Source organism: Bradyrhizobium ingae (assembly GCF_055791185.1).
Map to the genome: position 1 here is coordinate 73,199 of NZ_JBVUBB010000016.1, position 17,762 is coordinate 90,960.

Here is a 17,762-nt window from a genome sequence, read left to right on the forward strand (position 1 = left end):
CAAGGCTGGCAGGCGACGGTCGGCGCATGAAAAAACCTTTGTCCATCAATGAGCGCGAGCGTACGCACAGCACCGTCATCCGGGCAATTGCGGCAGGTTTGCTTTACCGAAAATCCACCACGCTGGAAGTCAGTTGCGCACCGCGTAAAGCGGCGTCCGCAGCGTTACCTGGTAAGACGGTTTCGGCATCCACGCGATTTGCGCCGTGATGCCGAACAGGCGGTTGTCGTTGTCGTCCATGCGGTCCAGATCGAGCCGCAGGATCGGCTGGGTGAAGGGCTGGATCTGCGCCAGGCCACCGAGCCGTGCCCCGCCGAAGGATTGCGCACCCAAGCGGCCGGTGAATTTCCAGTTGCTCGGCCATTGATAATAGCCGCCGGCATAGACGATCGTGTTCGGATTGATGCTGGCGAATGGGCTGGCGATATCCGTGCGGGTATACTGCACGCCGGCCAGCCAGCCGCGCGTTTCGTCCTCGTCGAGCGCGTAATCGAACTCCAGGATATTGTTGAACGACGTTGTGACGCCGGGTTCGTTGGGCACCGATTGTGTCAGCGTCGATTGCAGCGTGATGGTCGGAATGCGCCCGCCGTTCTGCTGATAGAGATCAGCCTGAATGCCTATGTTCCAACTCGTGATGACAAATGACGACCAACCGCTGGTGCCGAGATTGGTCGTGCTGCCGGATACGCCACCATAGAGCGACACCCGATCACTGACGTCGACGGTGAGCGGCAGATCGACCGCGATCGACTGCGCCGCCGGCAGGCCGCGGGGAAGTGAGACGCTTCTCAGCGCGGCCAGCGCTTCAAGCGCGGTCGACAGCGAGGAATTGCCGAAACCGAGGCCGAGCGTGCCGGCCGGAATGGCCGCATAAATCGTCCTGAGGTCGAGATAGATGTTGGGGACCGAGGGCTTTGCCGCATCGTCCTCGTCGTTCTCGGCGGCGAACGCTATGCCGGATGCATAAATGCACGCGACGCAACCAAGCACCGCCTGGCGCAGTGAAGCAGCGGCGCGAGCGCTCATTGTTCGACTTGCACCGGCCATGCGACAGCCCACGGAATGACGCTTTTGTGGAGAATGCTTCGCGTAAGTTGGGCCGCGATCGCCTACAGCGTCAAGCCGTATCCGCAATCTGTGGACTGTCCGGCCGCGCATCGTTACCCTGCCGTGATCGCAACGACACACTCGCCTGCCAAGCTCATGCGACCAGGATCAGAGAGGATAAATGCAATGAAGACATCACGCCGTGTTTTGCTGGCCGGAATGGCAGGACTCGTCGCGGCACCACAGGCCACAGGCAGCGCTTTCGCTTCGACCACCGATGCGGCGGACATGACGGTCGCCGAAGAGCATTTCGCCCGGTTGATCGCAGCCGCGCACGCACCCGACATCATTTGCGCGCGACAGGCCGGGCGCTACGCGGAAACGCATTGGCGGGAGTATGTGGCAGCGGCCCGGGCGGTGCTGGGCGCAAGAGGGTGAGCTTTCCTCCTTCTCCCATTGCCGGAGACGGTAGCATGGGCCGATCGCGAAGAAGCTCGGCATCACGATGCGGATCGACCTGGTGCGGACCGCGACGCAGTCGTTCGCGGATACGGCCTTTAGCGCGAGCCTGAGCTCAAGCCGCGCGCAAGGAGACGAGGAACTGCTCCATCTGCGCCCTGAGATTTTCGGTGCGTTGCGCCAGCTCGGCCGAAGCGGCCTGCACCTCGCTTGCCGCAGCGCCGGTACGTTGAGCGTCCTCGCTGACCCCGGAGGCATGCTCGGAGGTGGCGTCCGTACCCTGTGCGGACTGGACGACTGCCCGTCCTATCTCCTGAGTTGCCGCCGCCTGCTGCGAGGCTGCCTCGGCGACAAGACCGCTGGTCCGATTGAGCCCTTCGATCAGGGCACTCACCTCGGAAATCGCATCGACGGTGCGACCTGTCTCCGACTGCATTGCAACGATTTGCTCTTCAATCTCGCTCGTTGCGCGTGCCGTTTGATTGGCGAGGGATCGTACTTCCGCCGCGACCACTGCGAATCCTCTACCCGCCTCGCCGGCGCGCGCCGCCTCGATCGTCGCGTTGAGCGCCAATAACCTTGTCTGCTCCGCGACGCTGTTGATCAGTTCCATCACCTTTCCGATGCGACCGGCCGCGTCCGAAAGACCGCTGACCGTCGCACCGGCCTGACCGACCGCAGCGGACGCGGCTGCTGCCTGACGCGCACTTTCTCCCATCTGCTCGGCAACCGTCGAAATGCTGGCGCTCAACTCCTCCGTGGCAGCAGCGACGGCACGCACGCTCTTGCTGGCTTCCTCCGATGCAGTCGATACGGCGCCTGCGCGACGCATTCCATCTGCAGCGATGGTCGACATGCTCGTGGCCGTCGCATCCAGCTCGGTCGCGGCCGAGGCAACGACGCTCAGCACGGCCGTGGTTTCGGTTTCGAAGTGGTTGAGGAGCTCGTCGACCCGCCTCGCCCTTGCGAGCTCCGCCTGTTGCGTTTCGCGCTGGGCAGCGGCAAGAGCTATTCGCTCCTGAGATCCTTTGCGCAAGGTCTCGATCGCCTGTGCCATCTGGCCCAGTTCGTCCGCCCTTTCACATCCGGGCACCTCGATCTCGAGATGGCCTTCCGCAATCTCTCCGAGCGTGCCGGTGAGCCGATGCAGAGGCCGCATCAATCGACGCAACAAGACCACGATACTGGCAATCGTCAGCGCGAGGATGAAGATAACCAGGGAGATTGCCGTGACGAAGCCGAGCGTCGCCGCTTCCGCGATGGCGGCGGCACGGGCAAGCGCCTCGTCCAACGCCGCATCGCGCATATCAAGGATCGCGAATTGAGCCGGCATCGCCCAGGCCCGCCACTGTTCCATCTTTTCGGGCCAGACGGCGGCAGTATTCGCGGCGAGCGCGCCGGAGGCGAGCTTCAGCGCGGCCCGCCAGCGCGGTTCCGATCGATCGAGATAATTCTGCCGCTGTGTCTCGAGCGCCCGAAGCAATCCTTCATTTCCGGGAATCGCCTGCACGAAGCGAACCAGAGTTTCCCAGGCCAGCGCGGCGCGGCCGGTGAGCATGACCGCGGTCTCGACACCTTCGGCCGTGACCGGCGCGCCGCCGACCCAGGCCGTGAGAGCGCCGTTGCGACGCCCGACGGTGTCGCGCAGGATTGTCACGGTGTTGGCGATCTCGACCAGCGGAACGATGTCCGGAGCGCGGCGCGAGAGCTGGGAGGAGGCCACTTCAGAGAGTTTCTGCAGGGTCTCCGTGCCGGTGTTCCGGATGGTAAGGGCCGCATTGCGCAAAGCGGGGTCGCGCTGCCCGACAGGCTGCGCCAGGGCCGCCAAGGCTTTCTCTCGCAGCTGTGCGGCCGAGCGAGCGATCTCGCGCGATGGCTGCGCATCGATGCCGGCTGCCAACGCGCTGTCGATCGCCCTGTTGATGAGCTTGTCGGCTTCAGCGGCGGTTTTCCGGGCGGATTCAATATCGGGCGTGTCGCTGAGCAGGGACGGGCCGATGCCGCCGAATTCAAGCGCTATCGCGAATTGCGCACGCTGAGCATCGCTGACCGTCCGCATGGCGGAAATGGCAGCCTGCCCATCACGCATCCCCTCCCAGGTTCGATGCGCAAACCACACCGACCCGACGATGCTCGGCGTCGCCACCAGGCAGAAACTGACCAGAAACAGGCTGCGGATTCGCATTTGGCTGAGTCATCCCCCCGGACGAGCCGTTGAACGTGCCGCGAATCTAGTCTGATGGTCCTTCCGCTGAGTTAATGGCTAACCACGACGCTCCCGAGCAGATACTTGTCTCACATGATGAGACAGGCATCTAGACTCCCATTCTCAGCAAAGCGATGGCTGAGCGACCGCGGCTGTTCCAGCATTCCCCCACTCAGATGAATTAAGAACGCTCGCGGCTTTTGCAGCCGCTGTTTGGATCGCTGCCCGGGAAATCGGGCCCGGACGTCTGGCTCGGTCGCCCGAGCCAGACCGGCTTCGTCATTACGGCCGCTTTCCGACCTCGTGAGTGCTTCGCGTCCACGCGCGTGCCTGCTCCGAAAGGCTGAAGCCGAGTCCGGGACGGTTCGGCACGATCATGCGGCCGTTGCGAACCTCCAGCGTTTCGTTGAACATCGCTTCCGACCATTCGAAATGCTCGACCCACGGCTCGCGGCCATAGGCGGCCGTGAGATGGAGATGGATCTCCATGCAATAGTGCGGCGCGAGCTGCAGCTTCTTGTGATCGGCAAGCGCGAGGATTTTGAGGAACGGTGTGATACCACCGACCCGCGGCGCATCGGGCTGGATGAAATCGACGGAGTTGTGCCGGATCAGCTCATAGTGCTCGTCCACGCTGGTCAACATCTCGCCGGTGGCGATCGGCGTCGCGAGCTCCGCAGCCAGCGCGGCATGTCCTTCGTAGTCGTAGGCGTCGAGCGGCTCCTCGATCCAGGTCAGGCTGTACTGTTCGGCGATGCGGCCGAATCGCAGCGCGGTGGTGCGGTCCCACTGCTGGTTGGCATCGATGGCCAGCGGAACATCGCCGATGTGCTTGCGCACGGCTTCGATGCGCTGCAGATCGACCATCGGGTCGGGCTGGCCGACCTTGAGCTTGATCGCGCCGATGCCCTTTTCGAGCGCCATGGAGACGCGCTCCTTGACCTCTTCGATGGGCATGGAGAGGTAGCCGCCCGACGTGTTGTAGCAGCGCACGGAATCGCGATGCGCGCCGAGCAGCTTGGCGAGGGGCAGCTTCGCGCGCTTGGCCTTCAGGTCCCAGAGCGCGATATCGAACGCCGCGATCGCCTGCGTGGAGAGGCCGCTACGGCCGACCGACGCGCCGGCCCAGACGAGCTTGTCCCAGATGCGCGCGATATCATTCGGATCTTCGCCGATGAGTTCGCCGGCGATCTCCTTTGCGTGAACGAATTGGCCGGGACCTCCCGCGCGCTTGGAATAGCTGTAGCCGATGCCGCTGTGTCCCTGCTCGGTCTCGATTTCGGCGAACAGGAATGCGATTTCGGTCAGCGGCTTCTGCCGGCCGGTGAGAACCTTCGCATCGCTGATCGGCGCTGCAAGCGGCAGAAAGACCAGCGACAGCTTGACCCAGGCGATCCGGTCGGTCGTGGCCTCGCCCGGGGCCAATCCTGCCGCAAGCGGGTTGGCGATAATGCGCGGTGTATTTTGCACGAAGCTCATCTCTGCTTTCTCCTATGTGTTGCTTTGAGGGAATGTTCTATTCAGCGGGAACGGGAGCGCCGCCAGGCAGCTGTGCGCTCTCCCGAATGACCATGCGCTGGATCGGACCTACGACGACCCAATAGCTGATAATCGCGAGCAAGCCGTGCAAGCCCACATAGAGCAGCGCGCCGTTGAAGGATCCGGTCGCCGCCAGGATGTAACCGATCGCAACGGGCGTCACGATGCCGGCCGTATTGCCGATGGCGTTAAATACGCCGCCGGTGAGTCCGACCACCTCCTTCGGTGCGGTATCGGCGACGACGGTCCAGCCAAGTGACCCAAATCCCTTTCCGAAGAAGGCCGCGCTCATCAGAACCAGGATGAGGGCGGTGGAGTCGGTGTAGTTGCAACCGATGATCAGCATCGTCATCAACAGGCCGATCGTAATCGGGGTCTTTCGCGCGACGCCGAGCGATCCGCTTGTCTTGAGCAGCCAATCCGAGAAGAAGCCCGTCGCCACGCCACCGATGAAGCCCGCGATCGCCGGGATCGTTGCGATGAGGCTGGCATCCAGAACGGAGAAACCGCGCGCCTTCACGAGATAGCTGGGAAACCAGGAAACGAAGAACCAGGTGATCGAACTGATGCCGTATTGTGCGAGAAAGATGCCGACGAGCATCCGGCTGCGGAAGATCTCGGCGAGATCCGACCACTTCGGGCCGGCATGTTCGGCCGCGCCGGCTCCCGTCGATCCCAGATCCACAAGTCCGCCGCCCGCGCGAATGTAGTCCAGTTCGCCGCTGCTGACCTTGGGATGAGTCGCCGGCGGAAAGTAGGTGAAGAACCACAAGGCGGCGAATGCAAGGCCCAGCACGCCCATGACCGTGAAGATGTGCTCCCACCCAAAGCGATGATCGAGCAGGCCCATCAGCGGCGTGAAGATCACAAGCGACACATACTGAGCACTGTTGAAGATCGCGCCTGCGATGCCGCGCTCGTTCGACGGAAACCAGGCAGCGATGATCCGACCGGCCGCCGGACCAACTGGGGCCTCAAAGACACCGAGCAGGAAGCGCAATGCCAGCATCGCCAGAAACGGATAGGCCAACCATCCCACGCCGCTCATCAGGAAGGTGACGATCGACCACAGCATCAATCCGACCAATATCGTGATCTTCGCCCCGAGCTTGTCGCTGATCCAGCCTGCGGGAATGTGGGCCAGCACGTAGGCCCAGGCGAATGCAGAGAACATCCAGCCGAGTTCGACCGGGCTGATGCCCAGGTCCTTCGACATGTTGGGACCGGCGATCGCCAACGTCGCGCGGTCGCCGCTGCTTAGCGCCAGAAGCATCGTGATCAGCGCCAGGATCACGAACCGATACTGAATTCGCCCCAACCGCATCCCCGGCATGCTCGGTCCTCCGTCGATGTTTCTTGCGGATCGATCTCGCGTCGATCGCGGGCTCGAACCTAGACGGCAGATCAATTCACGTCTAAGCTCAATTTTGGATCGTATTAATACCTAATAGGTATGGATGATTGAATTCGCACAAATTCGCGCCTTCGTGGCGGTGGCCGACGAGCTCCATTTCGGACGCGCGGCCAAGCGCCTGAACATGACGCAGCCACCGCTGAGCCGGCACATCCAGCTGCTTGAGCAACAGCTCGACGTGACGCTGCTCGAACGAACCAGCCGGTCGGTCGAACTGACAGCTGCCGGTCGCGCTTTCCTGGTCGAGGCGCGCGCGCTGCTTCAGCAGCGGGAGAATGCGGTCAAGGCCGCACGAGAAACGGCTGTCCGTGTCGGCGGCTCGCTCAAGATCGGCTTCGTCGGCGCGACCACCTACGGATATCTCCCCTGGCTGGCCTCCCGCCTCCGCAACGAGCTGCCGCACGTCGAGACGGACTTCGTCGAGCTCACGTCACGCGAGCAGCTCGAGGCACTCAAGTCGGGACAGATCGATCTCGGCCTGGTGCGGCCGCTGCAGACGATCGACTCGATCAGCAGCGCCTGCGTTTTTCGCGAGGAACTAGCGCTCGCCCTTCCGCTCGAGCACCCGCTGGCGGTGCGCCGCCGCCCTGAGCTGGCGCAACTCGATGGCCAGCCCTTCATCATGTACTCAAAGGCGGGACCGTATATGAACTCACTGCTGACCTTGGCTTTCGCCGCCGCCGGAATTCGCCCGAACGTCGTCCAGTCGATGAGTCAGGCCCAGGCCATTCTCGCACTTGTCAGTACCGGTTTGGGCCTTGCGATCGTTCCCGGCGAAACCCGCAACGCCTGCTTCGACAACGTCGTGTTCCGGCCGATCCGGCTTGGTTCATCGGTGTTCGCTGAGTTGCACGCCATATGGCGCAGCGACAACAAGAATCCTTTCCTCACGCGTCTGCGCGAACTGAGTTTTAGAAACTAAGGCCGCGCATGCGCGATATCGCCTTCGGCGGGAATTTCTTGTCCGAATTCACCGTAACGACGACAGCGTAGGCGGCACCGCCTCTCGCTCGTACGCGCTCGCCATGGTCTCATTCGGGTCGAAGATGAGGCGGGATATCTCGCTCCGACATGTTCCTACGATGTGAGACACCCGTTTGTCTCCGCAGACGGGAGCATCTTCCTCCAGCCCGAACGAGAGTTATGGTGCTCCCAGTCAAGGAGAGCACCGGGTGCGACGCCACGTCCGTCATTCGATTGCTGATCGCTCTGGAGAGAGACCACAATGGCCGCGATTTCAAACCAAATCCTGGAAAAGCTGAAAGCCTGCTCGACTGCGACGCTCACCACACAACTGTTCAAGCGCAACTATCGCCAGCAGTTCCTCGTCGGTGTGAAGCCTCTCAATCCGAATGCCGGGTCCTTTGCAGGCGAGGCCTTCACACTGCGGTTCATTCCCTCGCGCGAAGACAAGGATTGGGATCTCGCGGATCTGCGCAAGCGCGGCGAAGACAACATGCAGTGGGAGGCGATCGAAGCAATCGGCGCAGGCCAGGTTCTGATGATCGATAGCCGCAACGATCCCCGTGCAGCATCCGCAGGCAACATGCTGATGACGCGCATGATGCGCAAGGGCGTCGCAGCCGCGATCACCGACGGGGCATTCCGCGACGGAACGGAAATCTCCAGAATGCCCTTTCCCGCCTACTGCACGGCCAACACGGCATCGACACGCCCTGCTTACCATCGCGCCGTCGATATGCAGTTGCCGATCGGCTGCGCCGATGTCGCCGTCTATCCCGGCGACATCATTGTCGGTGACAGTGATGGTGTCGTCGTCGTGCCGCGCTCGATCGCCGAAGACCTGGCGAACGATTCCTACGAGCAGGAGCTTCGCGAAAAGTTCTTGTTCACGAAGATCGATGCCGGCGTACCGCTCTGGGGAACCTACCCGCCAAACGAGGCAACACTGAAGGAATATGCCGAATGGCGTGCCCGTCAGCAGGCGGCGGAATAAGGCGATGACCGCGCCGACCAAGGCTTAGCAAGCCGAAGCTCTCATTCGGCATTACTTCCAGGCCTGCAACGACGCCGATCATCGCGCCCTGCTCGATTGCTTCACGAACGACGCAGCGCTTCGCGGGCGACCTCAACCAGATCTCGCGATGCGTGATCCTAGCGGCTTGAAGGATATTCCATGAGTACGACGCCTTTGTTGATTGCCGGCGCAGCTCGTCTCGGCTTTTCCGCAGCAGCAGGCGGACGCGTAACGCTGCTCCGGCTGTGTCGCACCGATGGGGACAATCTGGCGCGCGACGTGTTGCGACCGTTTCCGGACGGAATCGAACCGACGGAATTGCTGCACTGGCCAAAGGGCGGGATCTATCCGCTCATTCCCTACAGCAACCGCGTCAAGGACGGGACGCTTCTGTTCCAAGGCAAGCGATACGATCTGCCGGCACATCCCGACGCCCATCCGCACACATTGCACGGGCATGCGCACCGGATGACGTGGGAGGCGATCTCGCAGGCCCAATCTCGCGTGAAGATGCGATACGTCCACAGCGGAGGCGCCGAATGGCCCTGGCCGTTCAGCGCGACGCTGGAGATCGACCTTGAACCGTCCCGCGCTCTCTTCCTCCTGTGTCTTCGGAACGATGGGCAAACGCCGATGCCGGGTGGAATCGGCCTGCATCCTTACTTCCTGCACGACCCGGACGACCGGATCGCATACGACGCCCCGATCGACTGGCCAGTGACCGCGGACTACCTTGCCGCGCTCCCGCGGGATTGCCCTGATCCCGCCGAGGCGGGTCCCCTGCCACCTGGCGAGGTGACGCTTTATCGCAGCGGATGGCGCGGTCTGTGCGTCATCGACCGTACGAACGGAGACCGGATCGAGATGCGGGCAGATTCAGTATTTTCCCACTTCGTCCTGCATCGGCCGGCAAGTGCAGAACATCTCTGCACGGAACCGGTGAGCCATGTCGCCGACGGGTTCAACCTGTTCGCCGAGGGGCACCCGGACACCGGAACGGTCGTTCTCGAACCGGGAGAAGCGTTGACCGGCTCTATGACGATCTCGCTTGGCACGGCTGACGCAGCATCGCCGTGAGCTCCGGCATCTGAGCCCCCCTGACAAAGCAAGCGATCGCGCCGATGAGCCTCGGGCTTTGCCAGCGGATAACCTTGGCGAAGCAGAGATCGACCGCGTCCATCGGCAAGCGTAAGCTTCGAGCACAGAATCCCAAAGCTGAGATGACATCGGGATATCTGGCGCAGCGGTCTAGTAGTTGCTCGCCGACAACTCGTTCGGAATGCCCTCGATCGGGCACTCCTCCGTGCCCACGGTCGAACGGGTCATCGCCTCAACCATCTCACGGGTACCGTCGGGATCAGCGATCCAGTTCTTGTAGAAATCATAGGGACATGCGGCGACGCCGCGCACGTCTTCGCCGGAGTTGATCTTGCCGGTGTAGCCGCGATGCAGCAGCTTGAAGAGATGGTTCTGCGACTGGCCGTTGCGGCGGGCGTCGCGGATCAGGTTCTTCGACAGGCCGGCGTACTGGATGCCGTATTCCTCCTCGCCAGTCTCGCCGAGCGTGCGGCCGTCGAAGCCGATGATCGCGGAATGACCGAAATAGGAGTAGACGCCGTCGAAGCCAGCAGCGTTGGCAACCGCGACATAGACGTTGTTGGCCCAGGCCATCGCCTTGGAGATCAGGACCTGCTGCTCCTTGGCCGGATACATGTAGCCTTGGCAGCGCACGATCAGCTCGGCGCCCTTCATGGCGCAGTCGCGCCAGATTTCCGGATAATTGCCGTCGTCGCAGATGATCAGGCTGATCTTGAGACCCTTGGGCCCCTCCGACACATAGGTGCAGTTGCCGGGGTACCAGCCTTCGATCGGCACCCAGGGCATGATCTTGCGATACTTCTGCACGATCTCCCCCTTGTCGTTCATCAGGATCAGCGTGTTGTAGGGCGCCTTGTTCGGATGCTGCTCATGGCGCTCGCCGGTCAGCGAGAACACGCCCCACACCTTGGCCTTGCGGCAGGCCGCGGCGAAGATCGCCGTCTCCTCGCCCGGCACCTGCGAGGCAGTCTCGTACATCTCCTTGGCGTCGTACATGATGCCGTGGGTGGAATATTCCGGGAAGATCACGAGATCCATGCCGGGCAGGCCGAGCTTCATGCCCACGACCATGTCGGCGATCTTGCGGGCGTTGTCGAGCACCTCGGCTTTGGTGTGCAGCCGCGGCATCTTGTAATTGACGACGGCAACGCCAACCACGTCGCTGCTGGAAGAGATGTCACCGTGAAGCATTTGAAACGCCCTTCTGTTCTGGTTCGAATTTTTCCGTCAATCAGTGGCTGATCATCCAGGGCCGTGCGGTCGGAAAGCCGACGGCGCCGCTCTTGCTTTTCGTCACGAGCCGTCCCGGCTTCTTCTTCGTACCGGTCCCGCAGCAGCCGCAGCCCGGTCCGTGCGCGGCCTTGTATTGGTCGAGCGTCTTCGGCGCGTGCTTTGAGCGTTCGTTGGTGGCATTCGCCTTGCGCTTGTCCGCGGGCATGCAGAAGAACGCCGGCGCGGTCAGGATCACGCGCGGCGATTCCGTCTCGCAGCGCGGACAATCCTGCGGCGCATCGCATTCGGCCATCGGCCGCATGTCGGTGAACGGGCCGCAATCATTGCAGAGATATTCATAGACGGGCATCGTCGCCCCCTTCGATGTTGCACATCGGATGCGGGGCTCGCCGCCCCGCATCCACCTCGCTCAGGGATTATTTGTCGGGCGAGATCGGCATCTGGATATCGCCCGTGATGTGCTTGATCGGCCCGGCCGACGACGGCATCACGTCGAAGTCGAATATCTCGGTCGGCAGCCATAGCGTGGCACAGGCGTTGGGCACGTCGACCACGCCGGAGATGTGGCCTTGGCAAGGCGCGGTGCCGAGGATCGAATAGGCCTGCGCGCCCGAATAGCCGAACTTCTTCAGATACTCGATCGCGTTCAGGCACGCCTGCCGATAGGCGATGTGGACGTCGAGATAGTGCTGCTTGCCGGCCTCGTCGACCGAGATGCCCTCGAAGATCAGATAGTCCTTGTAGTTCGGCGTGATCGGCGACGGCTTGAACACGGGGTTCTTGATGCCGTATTTCGAAACACCGTCCTTGATGACGTCGACCTTGATGTGCAGCCAGCCCGCCATCTCGATCGCGCCGCAGAAGGTGATCTCGCCGTCGCCCTGGCTGAAATGCAGATCGCCCATCGAGAGGCCACCGCCGGGTACATAGACCGGGAAGTAGATCTTCGAGCCGCGCGACAGGTCCTTGATGTCGCAATTGCCGCCATGCTCCCGCGGCGGCACGGTGCGGGCGCCCTCGAGACCGATCTTGGCCTTGACGTCACCCTTGGCCTGACCGGCATGCGCGGTCGGCGCAAACGGCGGATTGGCGAGGCCCGGTACGCGGGTCGGATTGGTCGCGATCAGCTCGGCTTCCCGCGCATTCCAGGCCGCAAGCATCTTGGCATCGGGCAGACAGCCGATCAGCCCCGGATGGATCAGGCCGGCGAAATTCACGCCTGGCACGTGACGCGACGAGGTGTAGAGACCCTTGATGTCCCAGATCGACTTCTGCGCCAGCGGGAAATGGTCGGTCAGGAAGCCGCCACCGTTCTGCTTGGAGAAGAAGCCGTTGAAGCCCCACAGGCTCTCTTTCAGAGGCCCGACATCAAGCAAGTCAACGACGAGCAAGTCTCCGGGCTCGGCGCCCTTGACGCCGATCGGGCCGGACAGGAAGTGCACGATCGACAGGTCGATATCGCGCACGTCATCGGCCGAGTCGTTGTTCTTGATGAAGCCGCCGGTCCAGTCGACGGTTTCGATGATGAAGTCGTCGCCGGGGCTGACCCACTCGACGATCGGAACCTCCGGATGCCAGCGGTTGTGGATCTTGTCGTTTTCATAGGCTGACTTGCTCAAGTCGACCTTGATCAGCGTATCAGGCATCGAGATGCTCCCCTTCGTTTACTGGTTAGACGGACAAAAACTTGGAGATCTGCGCGGCATCGACGCTGTCGCGCGGATCGTCCCGCACGATCTCGCCGTTCTCGATCACGAGCACGCGGTCGGCGATATCGAGCGCAAAACTCAGCACCTGCTCGGAGACGACGATCGAGAGTCCCCGCTCGTCGCGAATGCGCTTAAGCGTACGCGCCATCTCCTTGATGATCGACGGCTGGATGCCTTCGGTCGGCTCGTCCAGCAGCAGCACCTTCGGCTTGGTCGCGAGCGCGCGGGCGATCGCGAGCTGCTGCTGCTGACCGCCGGAGAGATTGCCGCCGCGGCGGCCCTTCATTTCCAACAGCACCGGAAACAGCTCGTAGATATCAGCCGGCACCTCCGAGCCGCCGGAGACGACGAGGCCGGTCTCGATGTTCTCCTTCACCGTCATGGTCGAGAAGATCATGCGGCCTTGCGGCACATAGGCGAGGCCTTTCGCGACCCGGTCGTAGCTCGGTAGTGCGCCGAGTTCGGTGCCGTCCATGGTCACCTTGCCGCTTCTGGTCGGCACGATGCCCATCAGCGATTTCATCAGCGTGGTCTTGCCCATGCCGTTGCGACCCATGATCGCGACGATCTCGTTCGGCGCGACCGAGACGTTGAGGCCATGCAGCACCTCGCTCTGGCCGTAAGCGACGTGAAGATCATCGATTACCAGCATTGATGTCGCTCCTTAATGGCCGAGGTAAACTTCGATCACTTTCGGGTCGTTCTTCACCTTCTCCATGGTGCCCTCGGAGAGGATCTGGCCCTGGTGCAGCACGGTGACCTTGTGCGCGATGTCCTCGACGAACTTCATGTCGTGCTCGATCACCAGCACCGAGCGGTCCTTGATGATGCGGTTGAGCAACTCGGCGGTCTTGGTACGTTCGGAGACGCTCATGCCGGCGACGGGCTCGTCGAGCATCAGCAAGTCCGGATCCTGGATCAGCAGCATGCCGATCTCGAGCCACTGCTTCTGGCCGTGGCTGAGCAGCGCCGCGCTCATGTTGAGACGGTCCTTGAGGAAGATCATTTCCGCGACCTCGTGAACGCGATCGCGTACGGCGGCATCGCGCGTGAAGGTCAGCGCGCCGAACACGGTGCGGCCGCGCGGATAGGAAATCTCCAGGTTCTCGAATACGGTGAGGTCGTCATAGATCGACGGCGTCTGGAACTTGCGGCCGACGCCGGCCTTGACGATCTGGTTCTCCTTCAGCTTGGTCAGGTCTTTGCCGCGGAATTCGATCGAGCCTGAGGTGGCTTTGGTCTTTCCGCAGATCAGGTCGAGCACCGTGGTCTTGCCGGCGCCGTTGGGACCGATGATGACGCGGATCTCATTCTCCTCGACGTAGAAGGAAAGATCGTTGACCGCCTTGAAGCCGTCGAAGGAGACGGTGAGGCCTTCGACCGAGAGCAGGAAGGGTTTTGGCTGATGTCCAACGAGCATAAGGATCCTCCTCACTCTGCCGGCGCGCCGTCGGCGACCGAATTGTCGGTCCAGCCCGACTTCGGCTTGCGCGAGGCGATCAGGCGGTTGATGCGCGGCTGGATGTAGTCGCCCCAGATGCCGGCAAGGCCGTTCGGGAATGCGAGCACCACGGCGATGAACAGCCCGCCGAGGCCGAACAGCCAGAGCTCGGGGAATGATTCGGACAGACCGGTCTTGGCGAAATTGACCAGGAGCGTGCCGTAAACCGCGCCGAGGATTGAGAGCCGACCGCCGACCGCGGTGTAGATCACCATCTCGATCGACGGCACGATGCCGACGAAGGACGGCGACATGAAGCCGACATTGAGCGCGAACATCGCGCCGCCGATCGCGGCGAATACCGCGGCGATCGTGAAGGCGAAGATCTTGAAATTGGCGACGCTGTAGCCGGAGAACCTCACCCGGTCCTCCTGATCGCGCATCGCCACCAGGATGCGACCGAGCTTGGAGTGGCGCACTAGCTGGGCGATGCAGATGCAGGCGAAGAGACAGCCGACCTCGAAGAAGTAGAGAACGACCTTGGCGTGGTCGGGACGGATGTCCCAGCCCTTCAGCGTGCGCAAATCGGTCATGCCGTTGATGCCGCCAGTGTAGCCCTGCTGTCCGACGATCAGGATCGTCAGGATCGCGGCGACGGCTTGCGTGATGATCGCGAAATAGGTGCCGCCGACACGGCGCTTGAACATCGCAGCGCCAATGATCAGGGCGAAGATGCCGGGCACCAGGAGGACGGCTGCGATGGTGAAGGTCAGGCTGTGAAACGGCTTCCAGAAGAACGGCAGCGCGGTAATCTGATTCCAGTCCATGAAATCGGGGATGCCGGGGGTCGACTGGATCTTGGTGTTCTCGACGCTCGAGGCTTCGAGCTTGAGGAACATCGCCATGCAGTAGCCGCCGAGGCCGAAGAACACGCCCTGCCCGAGGCTCAGGATGCCGCCGTATCCCCAGCACATCACCAGCCCTAGCGCGACGAAGGCGTAGGTCAGGTATTTGGCGACCAGGTTGAGGCGGAAGACGTCGAGGGAGAGCGGCAGGATCACCACCAGGAATGCGGCGAGCACCAGAATGCCGATCAACTCCGAACGCGTGGCAAAGCGATTGTCGTTCATGGTTGCGCACCCCTGCATTTCGTTATTTTCGGACCTTGAGGGCGAACAGCCCCTGCGGCCGCAGCATCAAGATTCCGACCACCGCGAGCAGCGTCAGCACCTTCGCCATCGAACCCGACATGAAGAACTCGAGCGTCGACTGGGTCTGCGAGATCGAGAAAGCCGAGGCGATGGTGCCGAGCAGGCTGGCGGCGCCGCCGAACACGACGACCAGGAATGTGTCGACGATGTAGAGCTGGCCCGATGTCGGACCGGTCGAGCCGATCATGGTGAAGGCCGAGCCGGCGACGCCCGCGATGCCGCAGCCGAGCGCGAAGGTATAGCGGTCGACCTTCGCGGTATTGATGCCGACCGCGCCCGCCATGATGCGGTTCTGCACGACGGCGCGCACCTGACGGCCCCAGCGCGATTTGAACATGACATAGGCCACGGCGATCGTGATCAAAACGGTAAGACACATCACGAAGACGCCGTTGATCGGCACTTCGATGCTGTCGCTGACATGCAGCGAGCCGAGCATCCATTGCGGCAGCTCGACGCCGACCTCACGCGCGCCGAACACGGAGCGGTAGGCCTGCTGCAACATCAGGCTGAGACCCCAGGTCGCGAGCAGCGTATCGAGCGGGCGCTTGTAGAGATGGCGTATCAGAACCCATTCCACCAACATTCCCAGCGCGCCCGATGCGACGAAGGCCAGGATCATCGCGAGGAAGAAGTAGCCGCCGAACAAGCTCGGCATATAGGTCTGGAACAGATTGGAGGTCATCCAGGTGACGTAGGCACCGAGGATCATGAACTCGCCATGGGCCATGTTGATGACGCCCATCTGGCCGAAGATGATCGCAAGGCCCAGCGCCATCAGCACGTAGACGGAGAACAGGATCAGGCCGGCAAAGCCCTGCATGACGAAGATGGAGCCAAGATCGCCAATCGAATAGTCGCCGAACATCTGATTTCTCCGTCGAGGGGGACAGCGTCTCGCGTCCGGGGACAGCGTCCCGCGTCCGAGGTTCCCGCGTCGCGAGTGATGTCGCGACGCGGGGTCGTGAAGCGTGGATTGACGGCCCACGCCAGGGAGCTCTTGCTCGGGGAAGGATCGCGAAGAACTTACTGGTAGCCCTTCGGGAACGGATCGGGCTCGACGAGATCAGCCGTCTCGTAGATCAGCTCGAACTGCCCATCGAGCTTGGCGCGGCCGACGCGGGTCTTGGACCACAAGTGATGGTTCTCGTGGATGCGCACGTAACCTTCCGGCGCACCCTTGAACTCCACGCCCGGCGACGCCGCCGCGATCTTGTCGACGTCGAAGGAGCCGGCCTTCTCGACCGTCAACTTCCACAGCCACGGGCCGAGATAGGCAGCCTGGGTGACGTCTCCGATGACAGTCTTCTCGCCCCACATCTTCTTGAATGCCGGCACGAAGGCCTTGTTGTTCGGATTGTCGAGCGACTGGAAGTACTTCATGCAGGCATAGGCGCCCGCGATGTTCTCGCCGCCGATGCCGTCGATCTCATCCTCGGTCACCGAGATCGTCAGCAGCGGCTGCTTGGCGAGATCAATGCCGGCGGCCTTGAGCTGCTTGTAGAAGGCGACGTTGGAGCCACCGACGACGTCGGTGAAGATCACGTCGGGCTTGGTCAGCTTGATCTTGTTGATGACCGAATTGAACTGGGTGCTGCCGAGCGCATAATACTCCTCGCCGACGACCTTGCCCTTCAGCACGTTTTCGACGTGCTTGCGTGCGATCTTGTTCGACGTGCGCGGCCAGATGTAGTCGGAGCCGATGAAGAAGAAAGTCTTGGCGCCCTTCTCCTTGGCGATCCAGTTCAGGCCTGCGAGAATCTGCTGGGTCGCCTCCTGGCCGGTGTAGATCACGTTCTTAGACTGCTCGAGACCTTCGTAGAACGTCGGGTAGTACAGCATGCCGTTGTACTGCTCGACCACCGGCAGCACCGCTTTGCGCGAGGCCGAGGTCCAGCAACCCATGATCGCCGCGACCTTGTCGTTGACCAGCAGCTTCTTGGCCTTCTCAGCGAAGGTCGGCCAGTCGCTGGCGCCGTCTTCCTGGATGAACTTGATCTTGCGTCCGAGCACGCCGCCGGCGGCGTTGATCTGTTCGATGGCGAGCTTTTCAGCCTCGATCGAACCGGTCTCGGAAATGGCCATGGTGCCGGTCGCCGAGTGCAGGATGCCGACCGTCACCTCGGTGTCGGTGACAGCCAAGCCCGTGGTGTTGACCGCCGAGGTCGCCGGGACATCGGCCAGCGATGCCCGCGGCAGCATCGTGATGGCCGGCAAGGCCGCCATTCCCATCAATAATTTGCGCCGCAGAGGCGAAATCAGGCCCTTGTTTGCTTCGTCTGACATGAGCACCCCACTGTTTGTTCGAGGACACGCGATTGGTGCCGTGAGGATGGCTCGATTTTGTGCAGCGCAAGCATACGCAAGATCGCGTATACTGCACCGCAAAATACCGACGTAGGCTTTTGGTACGGGATTTGCGAG

Annotated in this window: 16 protein-coding genes; 4 read left to right on the forward strand and 12 right to left on the reverse strand. The window is 62.2% G+C overall.

The window, feature by feature from the left end:
• Nucleotides 1–129 precede the first annotated feature (129 nt).
• Nucleotides 130–1,029 (reverse strand): hypothetical protein, encoded by a 900-nt coding sequence (locus tag ACV1FX_RS22650; RefSeq protein WP_473119778.1) that lies wholly within the window; start codon nt 1,027–1,029, stop codon nt 130–132.
• 207 nt (nt 1,030–1,236) lie between these two features.
• On the opposite strand from ACV1FX_RS22650, the gene ACV1FX_RS22655 reads away from it, so the two are divergent.
• Nucleotides 1,237–1,488 carry a hypothetical protein gene (locus ACV1FX_RS22655; RefSeq protein WP_473119779.1) on the forward strand — a complete coding sequence of 84 codons (252 nt, stop codon included), beginning with the start codon at nt 1,237–1,239 and terminating at the stop codon, nt 1,486–1,488.
• Nucleotides 1,489–1,624: 136 nt separating this feature from the next.
• Here the strand turns inward: ACV1FX_RS22655 and ACV1FX_RS22660 are convergent, their stop codons facing one another.
• From ACV1FX_RS22660 to ACV1FX_RS22670, 3 genes are all read right to left on the reverse strand, one after another.
• Nucleotides 1,625–3,694, reverse strand: coding sequence for a methyl-accepting chemotaxis protein (locus tag ACV1FX_RS22660; RefSeq protein ID WP_473119780.1), 2,070 nt, complete (start codon nt 3,692–3,694; stop codon nt 1,625–1,627).
• Nucleotides 3,695–3,997: 303 nt separating this feature from the next.
• Nucleotides 3,998–5,194: an L-talarate/galactarate dehydratase gene (locus ACV1FX_RS22665; protein ID WP_473119781.1), complete on the reverse strand. Its 1,197-nt coding sequence runs from the start codon at nt 5,192–5,194 to the stop codon at nt 3,998–4,000.
• Between the two features lie 37 nt (nt 5,195–5,231).
• The gene (locus ACV1FX_RS22670; RefSeq protein ID WP_473119782.1) at nt 5,232–6,587 is read right to left on the reverse strand and encodes an MFS transporter; all 1,356 of its coding nucleotides are present in this window, start codon (nt 6,585–6,587) and stop codon (nt 5,232–5,234) included.
• Nucleotides 6,588–6,711: 124 nt separating this feature from the next.
• Between ACV1FX_RS22670 and ACV1FX_RS22675 the strand changes: the two genes are divergently transcribed.
• The 3 genes from ACV1FX_RS22675 (at nt 6,712) to ACV1FX_RS22685 (ending at nt 9,723) form a co-directional block, all read left to right on the forward strand.
• On the forward strand, nt 6,712–7,590 hold the full coding sequence (locus ACV1FX_RS22675; protein WP_473119783.1) for a LysR family transcriptional regulator: 879 nt from the start codon (nt 6,712–6,714) through the stop codon (nt 7,588–7,590).
• Between the two features lie 303 nt (nt 7,591–7,893).
• Nucleotides 7,894–8,625 carry an RraA family protein gene (locus ACV1FX_RS22680; RefSeq protein WP_473119784.1) on the forward strand — a complete coding sequence of 244 codons (732 nt, stop codon included), beginning with the start codon at nt 7,894–7,896 and terminating at the stop codon, nt 8,623–8,625.
• Between the two features lie 180 nt (nt 8,626–8,805).
• Complete coding sequence (locus ACV1FX_RS22685) at nt 8,806–9,723, forward strand: aldose epimerase family protein (RefSeq protein WP_473119785.1); 918 nt, start codon at nt 8,806–8,808, stop codon at nt 9,721–9,723.
• A gap of 171 nt (nt 9,724–9,894) precedes the next feature.
• On the opposite strand, the gene ACV1FX_RS22690 is transcribed toward ACV1FX_RS22685, so the two are convergent.
• The 8 genes from ACV1FX_RS22690 to urtA all read right to left on the reverse strand — a co-directional run bounded on the left by ACV1FX_RS22690 (nt 9,895) and on the right by urtA (nt 17,624).
• Nucleotides 9,895–10,935: an aliphatic amidase gene (locus ACV1FX_RS22690; RefSeq protein ID WP_473119786.1), complete on the reverse strand. Its 1,041-nt coding sequence runs from the start codon at nt 10,933–10,935 to the stop codon at nt 9,895–9,897.
• A 40-nt stretch (nt 10,936–10,975) separates the two neighbouring features.
• Nucleotides 10,976–11,326, reverse strand: coding sequence for an FmdB family zinc ribbon protein (locus ACV1FX_RS22695; RefSeq protein WP_473119787.1), 351 nt, complete (start codon nt 11,324–11,326; stop codon nt 10,976–10,978).
• 67 nt (nt 11,327–11,393) lie between these two features.
• Nucleotides 11,394–12,623, reverse strand: coding sequence for a formamidase (gene fmdA, locus ACV1FX_RS22700; protein ID WP_473119788.1), 1,230 nt, complete (start codon nt 12,621–12,623; stop codon nt 11,394–11,396).
• Between the two features lie 25 nt (nt 12,624–12,648).
• Entirely contained in the window at nt 12,649–13,338 is a 690-nt protein-coding gene (gene urtE / locus ACV1FX_RS22705) for an urea ABC transporter ATP-binding subunit UrtE (protein WP_473119789.1), read from the reverse strand.
• A gap of 12 nt (nt 13,339–13,350) precedes the next feature.
• Nucleotides 13,351–14,106 carry an urea ABC transporter ATP-binding protein UrtD gene (urtD, locus tag ACV1FX_RS22710; RefSeq protein WP_473119790.1) on the reverse strand — a complete coding sequence of 252 codons (756 nt, stop codon included), beginning with the start codon at nt 14,104–14,106 and terminating at the stop codon, nt 13,351–13,353.
• Nucleotides 14,107–14,117: 11 nt separating this feature from the next.
• Nucleotides 14,118–15,257, reverse strand: coding sequence for an urea ABC transporter permease subunit UrtC (gene urtC / locus ACV1FX_RS22715; protein WP_473119791.1), 1,140 nt, complete (start codon nt 15,255–15,257; stop codon nt 14,118–14,120).
• Nucleotides 15,258–15,279: 22 nt separating this feature from the next.
• Nucleotides 15,280–16,206 carry an urea ABC transporter permease subunit UrtB gene (gene urtB, locus ACV1FX_RS22720; RefSeq protein ID WP_473119792.1) on the reverse strand — a complete coding sequence of 309 codons (927 nt, stop codon included), beginning with the start codon at nt 16,204–16,206 and terminating at the stop codon, nt 15,280–15,282.
• A gap of 158 nt (nt 16,207–16,364) precedes the next feature.
• Complete coding sequence (gene urtA / locus ACV1FX_RS22725) at nt 16,365–17,624, reverse strand: urea ABC transporter substrate-binding protein (RefSeq protein WP_473119793.1); 1,260 nt, start codon at nt 17,622–17,624, stop codon at nt 16,365–16,367.
• Between the last annotated feature and the right edge of the window lie 138 nt (nt 17,625–17,762).

Excerpts from the sequence above, each read along its gene's own strand:
- ACV1FX_RS22660 (WP_473119780.1), bottom strand. The coding sequence starts at position 3,694 with ATGCGAATCCGCAGCCTGTTTCTGGTCAGTTTCTGCCTGGTGGCGACG.
- ACV1FX_RS22650 (WP_473119778.1), bottom strand. The coding sequence starts at position 1,029 with ATGAGCGCTCGCGCCGCTGCTTCACTGCGCCAGGCGGTGCTTGGTTGC.
- urtE (WP_473119789.1), bottom strand. The coding sequence starts at position 13,338 with ATGCTGGTAATCGATGATCTTCACGTCGCTTACGGCCAGAGCGAGGTG.
- ACV1FX_RS22670 (WP_473119782.1), bottom strand. The coding sequence starts at position 6,587 with ATGCCGGGGATGCGGTTGGGGCGAATTCAGTATCGGTTCGTGATCCTG.
- urtC (WP_473119791.1), bottom strand. The coding sequence starts at position 15,257 with ATGAACGACAATCGCTTTGCCACGCGTTCGGAGTTGATCGGCATTCTG.
- ACV1FX_RS22695 (WP_473119787.1), bottom strand. The coding sequence starts at position 11,326 with ATGCCCGTCTATGAATATCTCTGCAATGATTGCGGCCCGTTCACCGAC.
- ACV1FX_RS22665 (WP_473119781.1), bottom strand. The coding sequence starts at position 5,194 with ATGAGCTTCGTGCAAAATACACCGCGCATTATCGCCAACCCGCTTGCG.
- urtD (WP_473119790.1), bottom strand. The coding sequence starts at position 14,106 with ATGCTCGTTGGACATCAGCCAAAACCCTTCCTGCTCTCGGTCGAAGGC.
- urtB (WP_473119792.1), bottom strand. The coding sequence starts at position 16,206 with ATGTTCGGCGACTATTCGATTGGCGATCTTGGCTCCATCTTCGTCATG.
- ACV1FX_RS22655 (WP_473119779.1), top strand. The coding sequence starts at position 1,237 with ATGAAGACATCACGCCGTGTTTTGCTGGCCGGAATGGCAGGACTCGTC.
- ACV1FX_RS22680 (WP_473119784.1), top strand. The coding sequence starts at position 7,894 with ATGGCCGCGATTTCAAACCAAATCCTGGAAAAGCTGAAAGCCTGCTCG.
- ACV1FX_RS22675 (WP_473119783.1), top strand. The coding sequence starts at position 6,712 with ATGATTGAATTCGCACAAATTCGCGCCTTCGTGGCGGTGGCCGACGAG.
- ACV1FX_RS22690 (WP_473119786.1), bottom strand. The coding sequence starts at position 10,935 with ATGCTTCACGGTGACATCTCTTCCAGCAGCGACGTGGTTGGCGTTGCC.
- ACV1FX_RS22685 (WP_473119785.1), top strand. The coding sequence starts at position 8,806 with ATGAGTACGACGCCTTTGTTGATTGCCGGCGCAGCTCGTCTCGGCTTT.
- urtA (WP_473119793.1), bottom strand. The coding sequence starts at position 17,624 with ATGTCAGACGAAGCAAACAAGGGCCTGATTTCGCCTCTGCGGCGCAAA.
- fmdA (WP_473119788.1), bottom strand. The coding sequence starts at position 12,623 with ATGCCTGATACGCTGATCAAGGTCGACTTGAGCAAGTCAGCCTATGAA.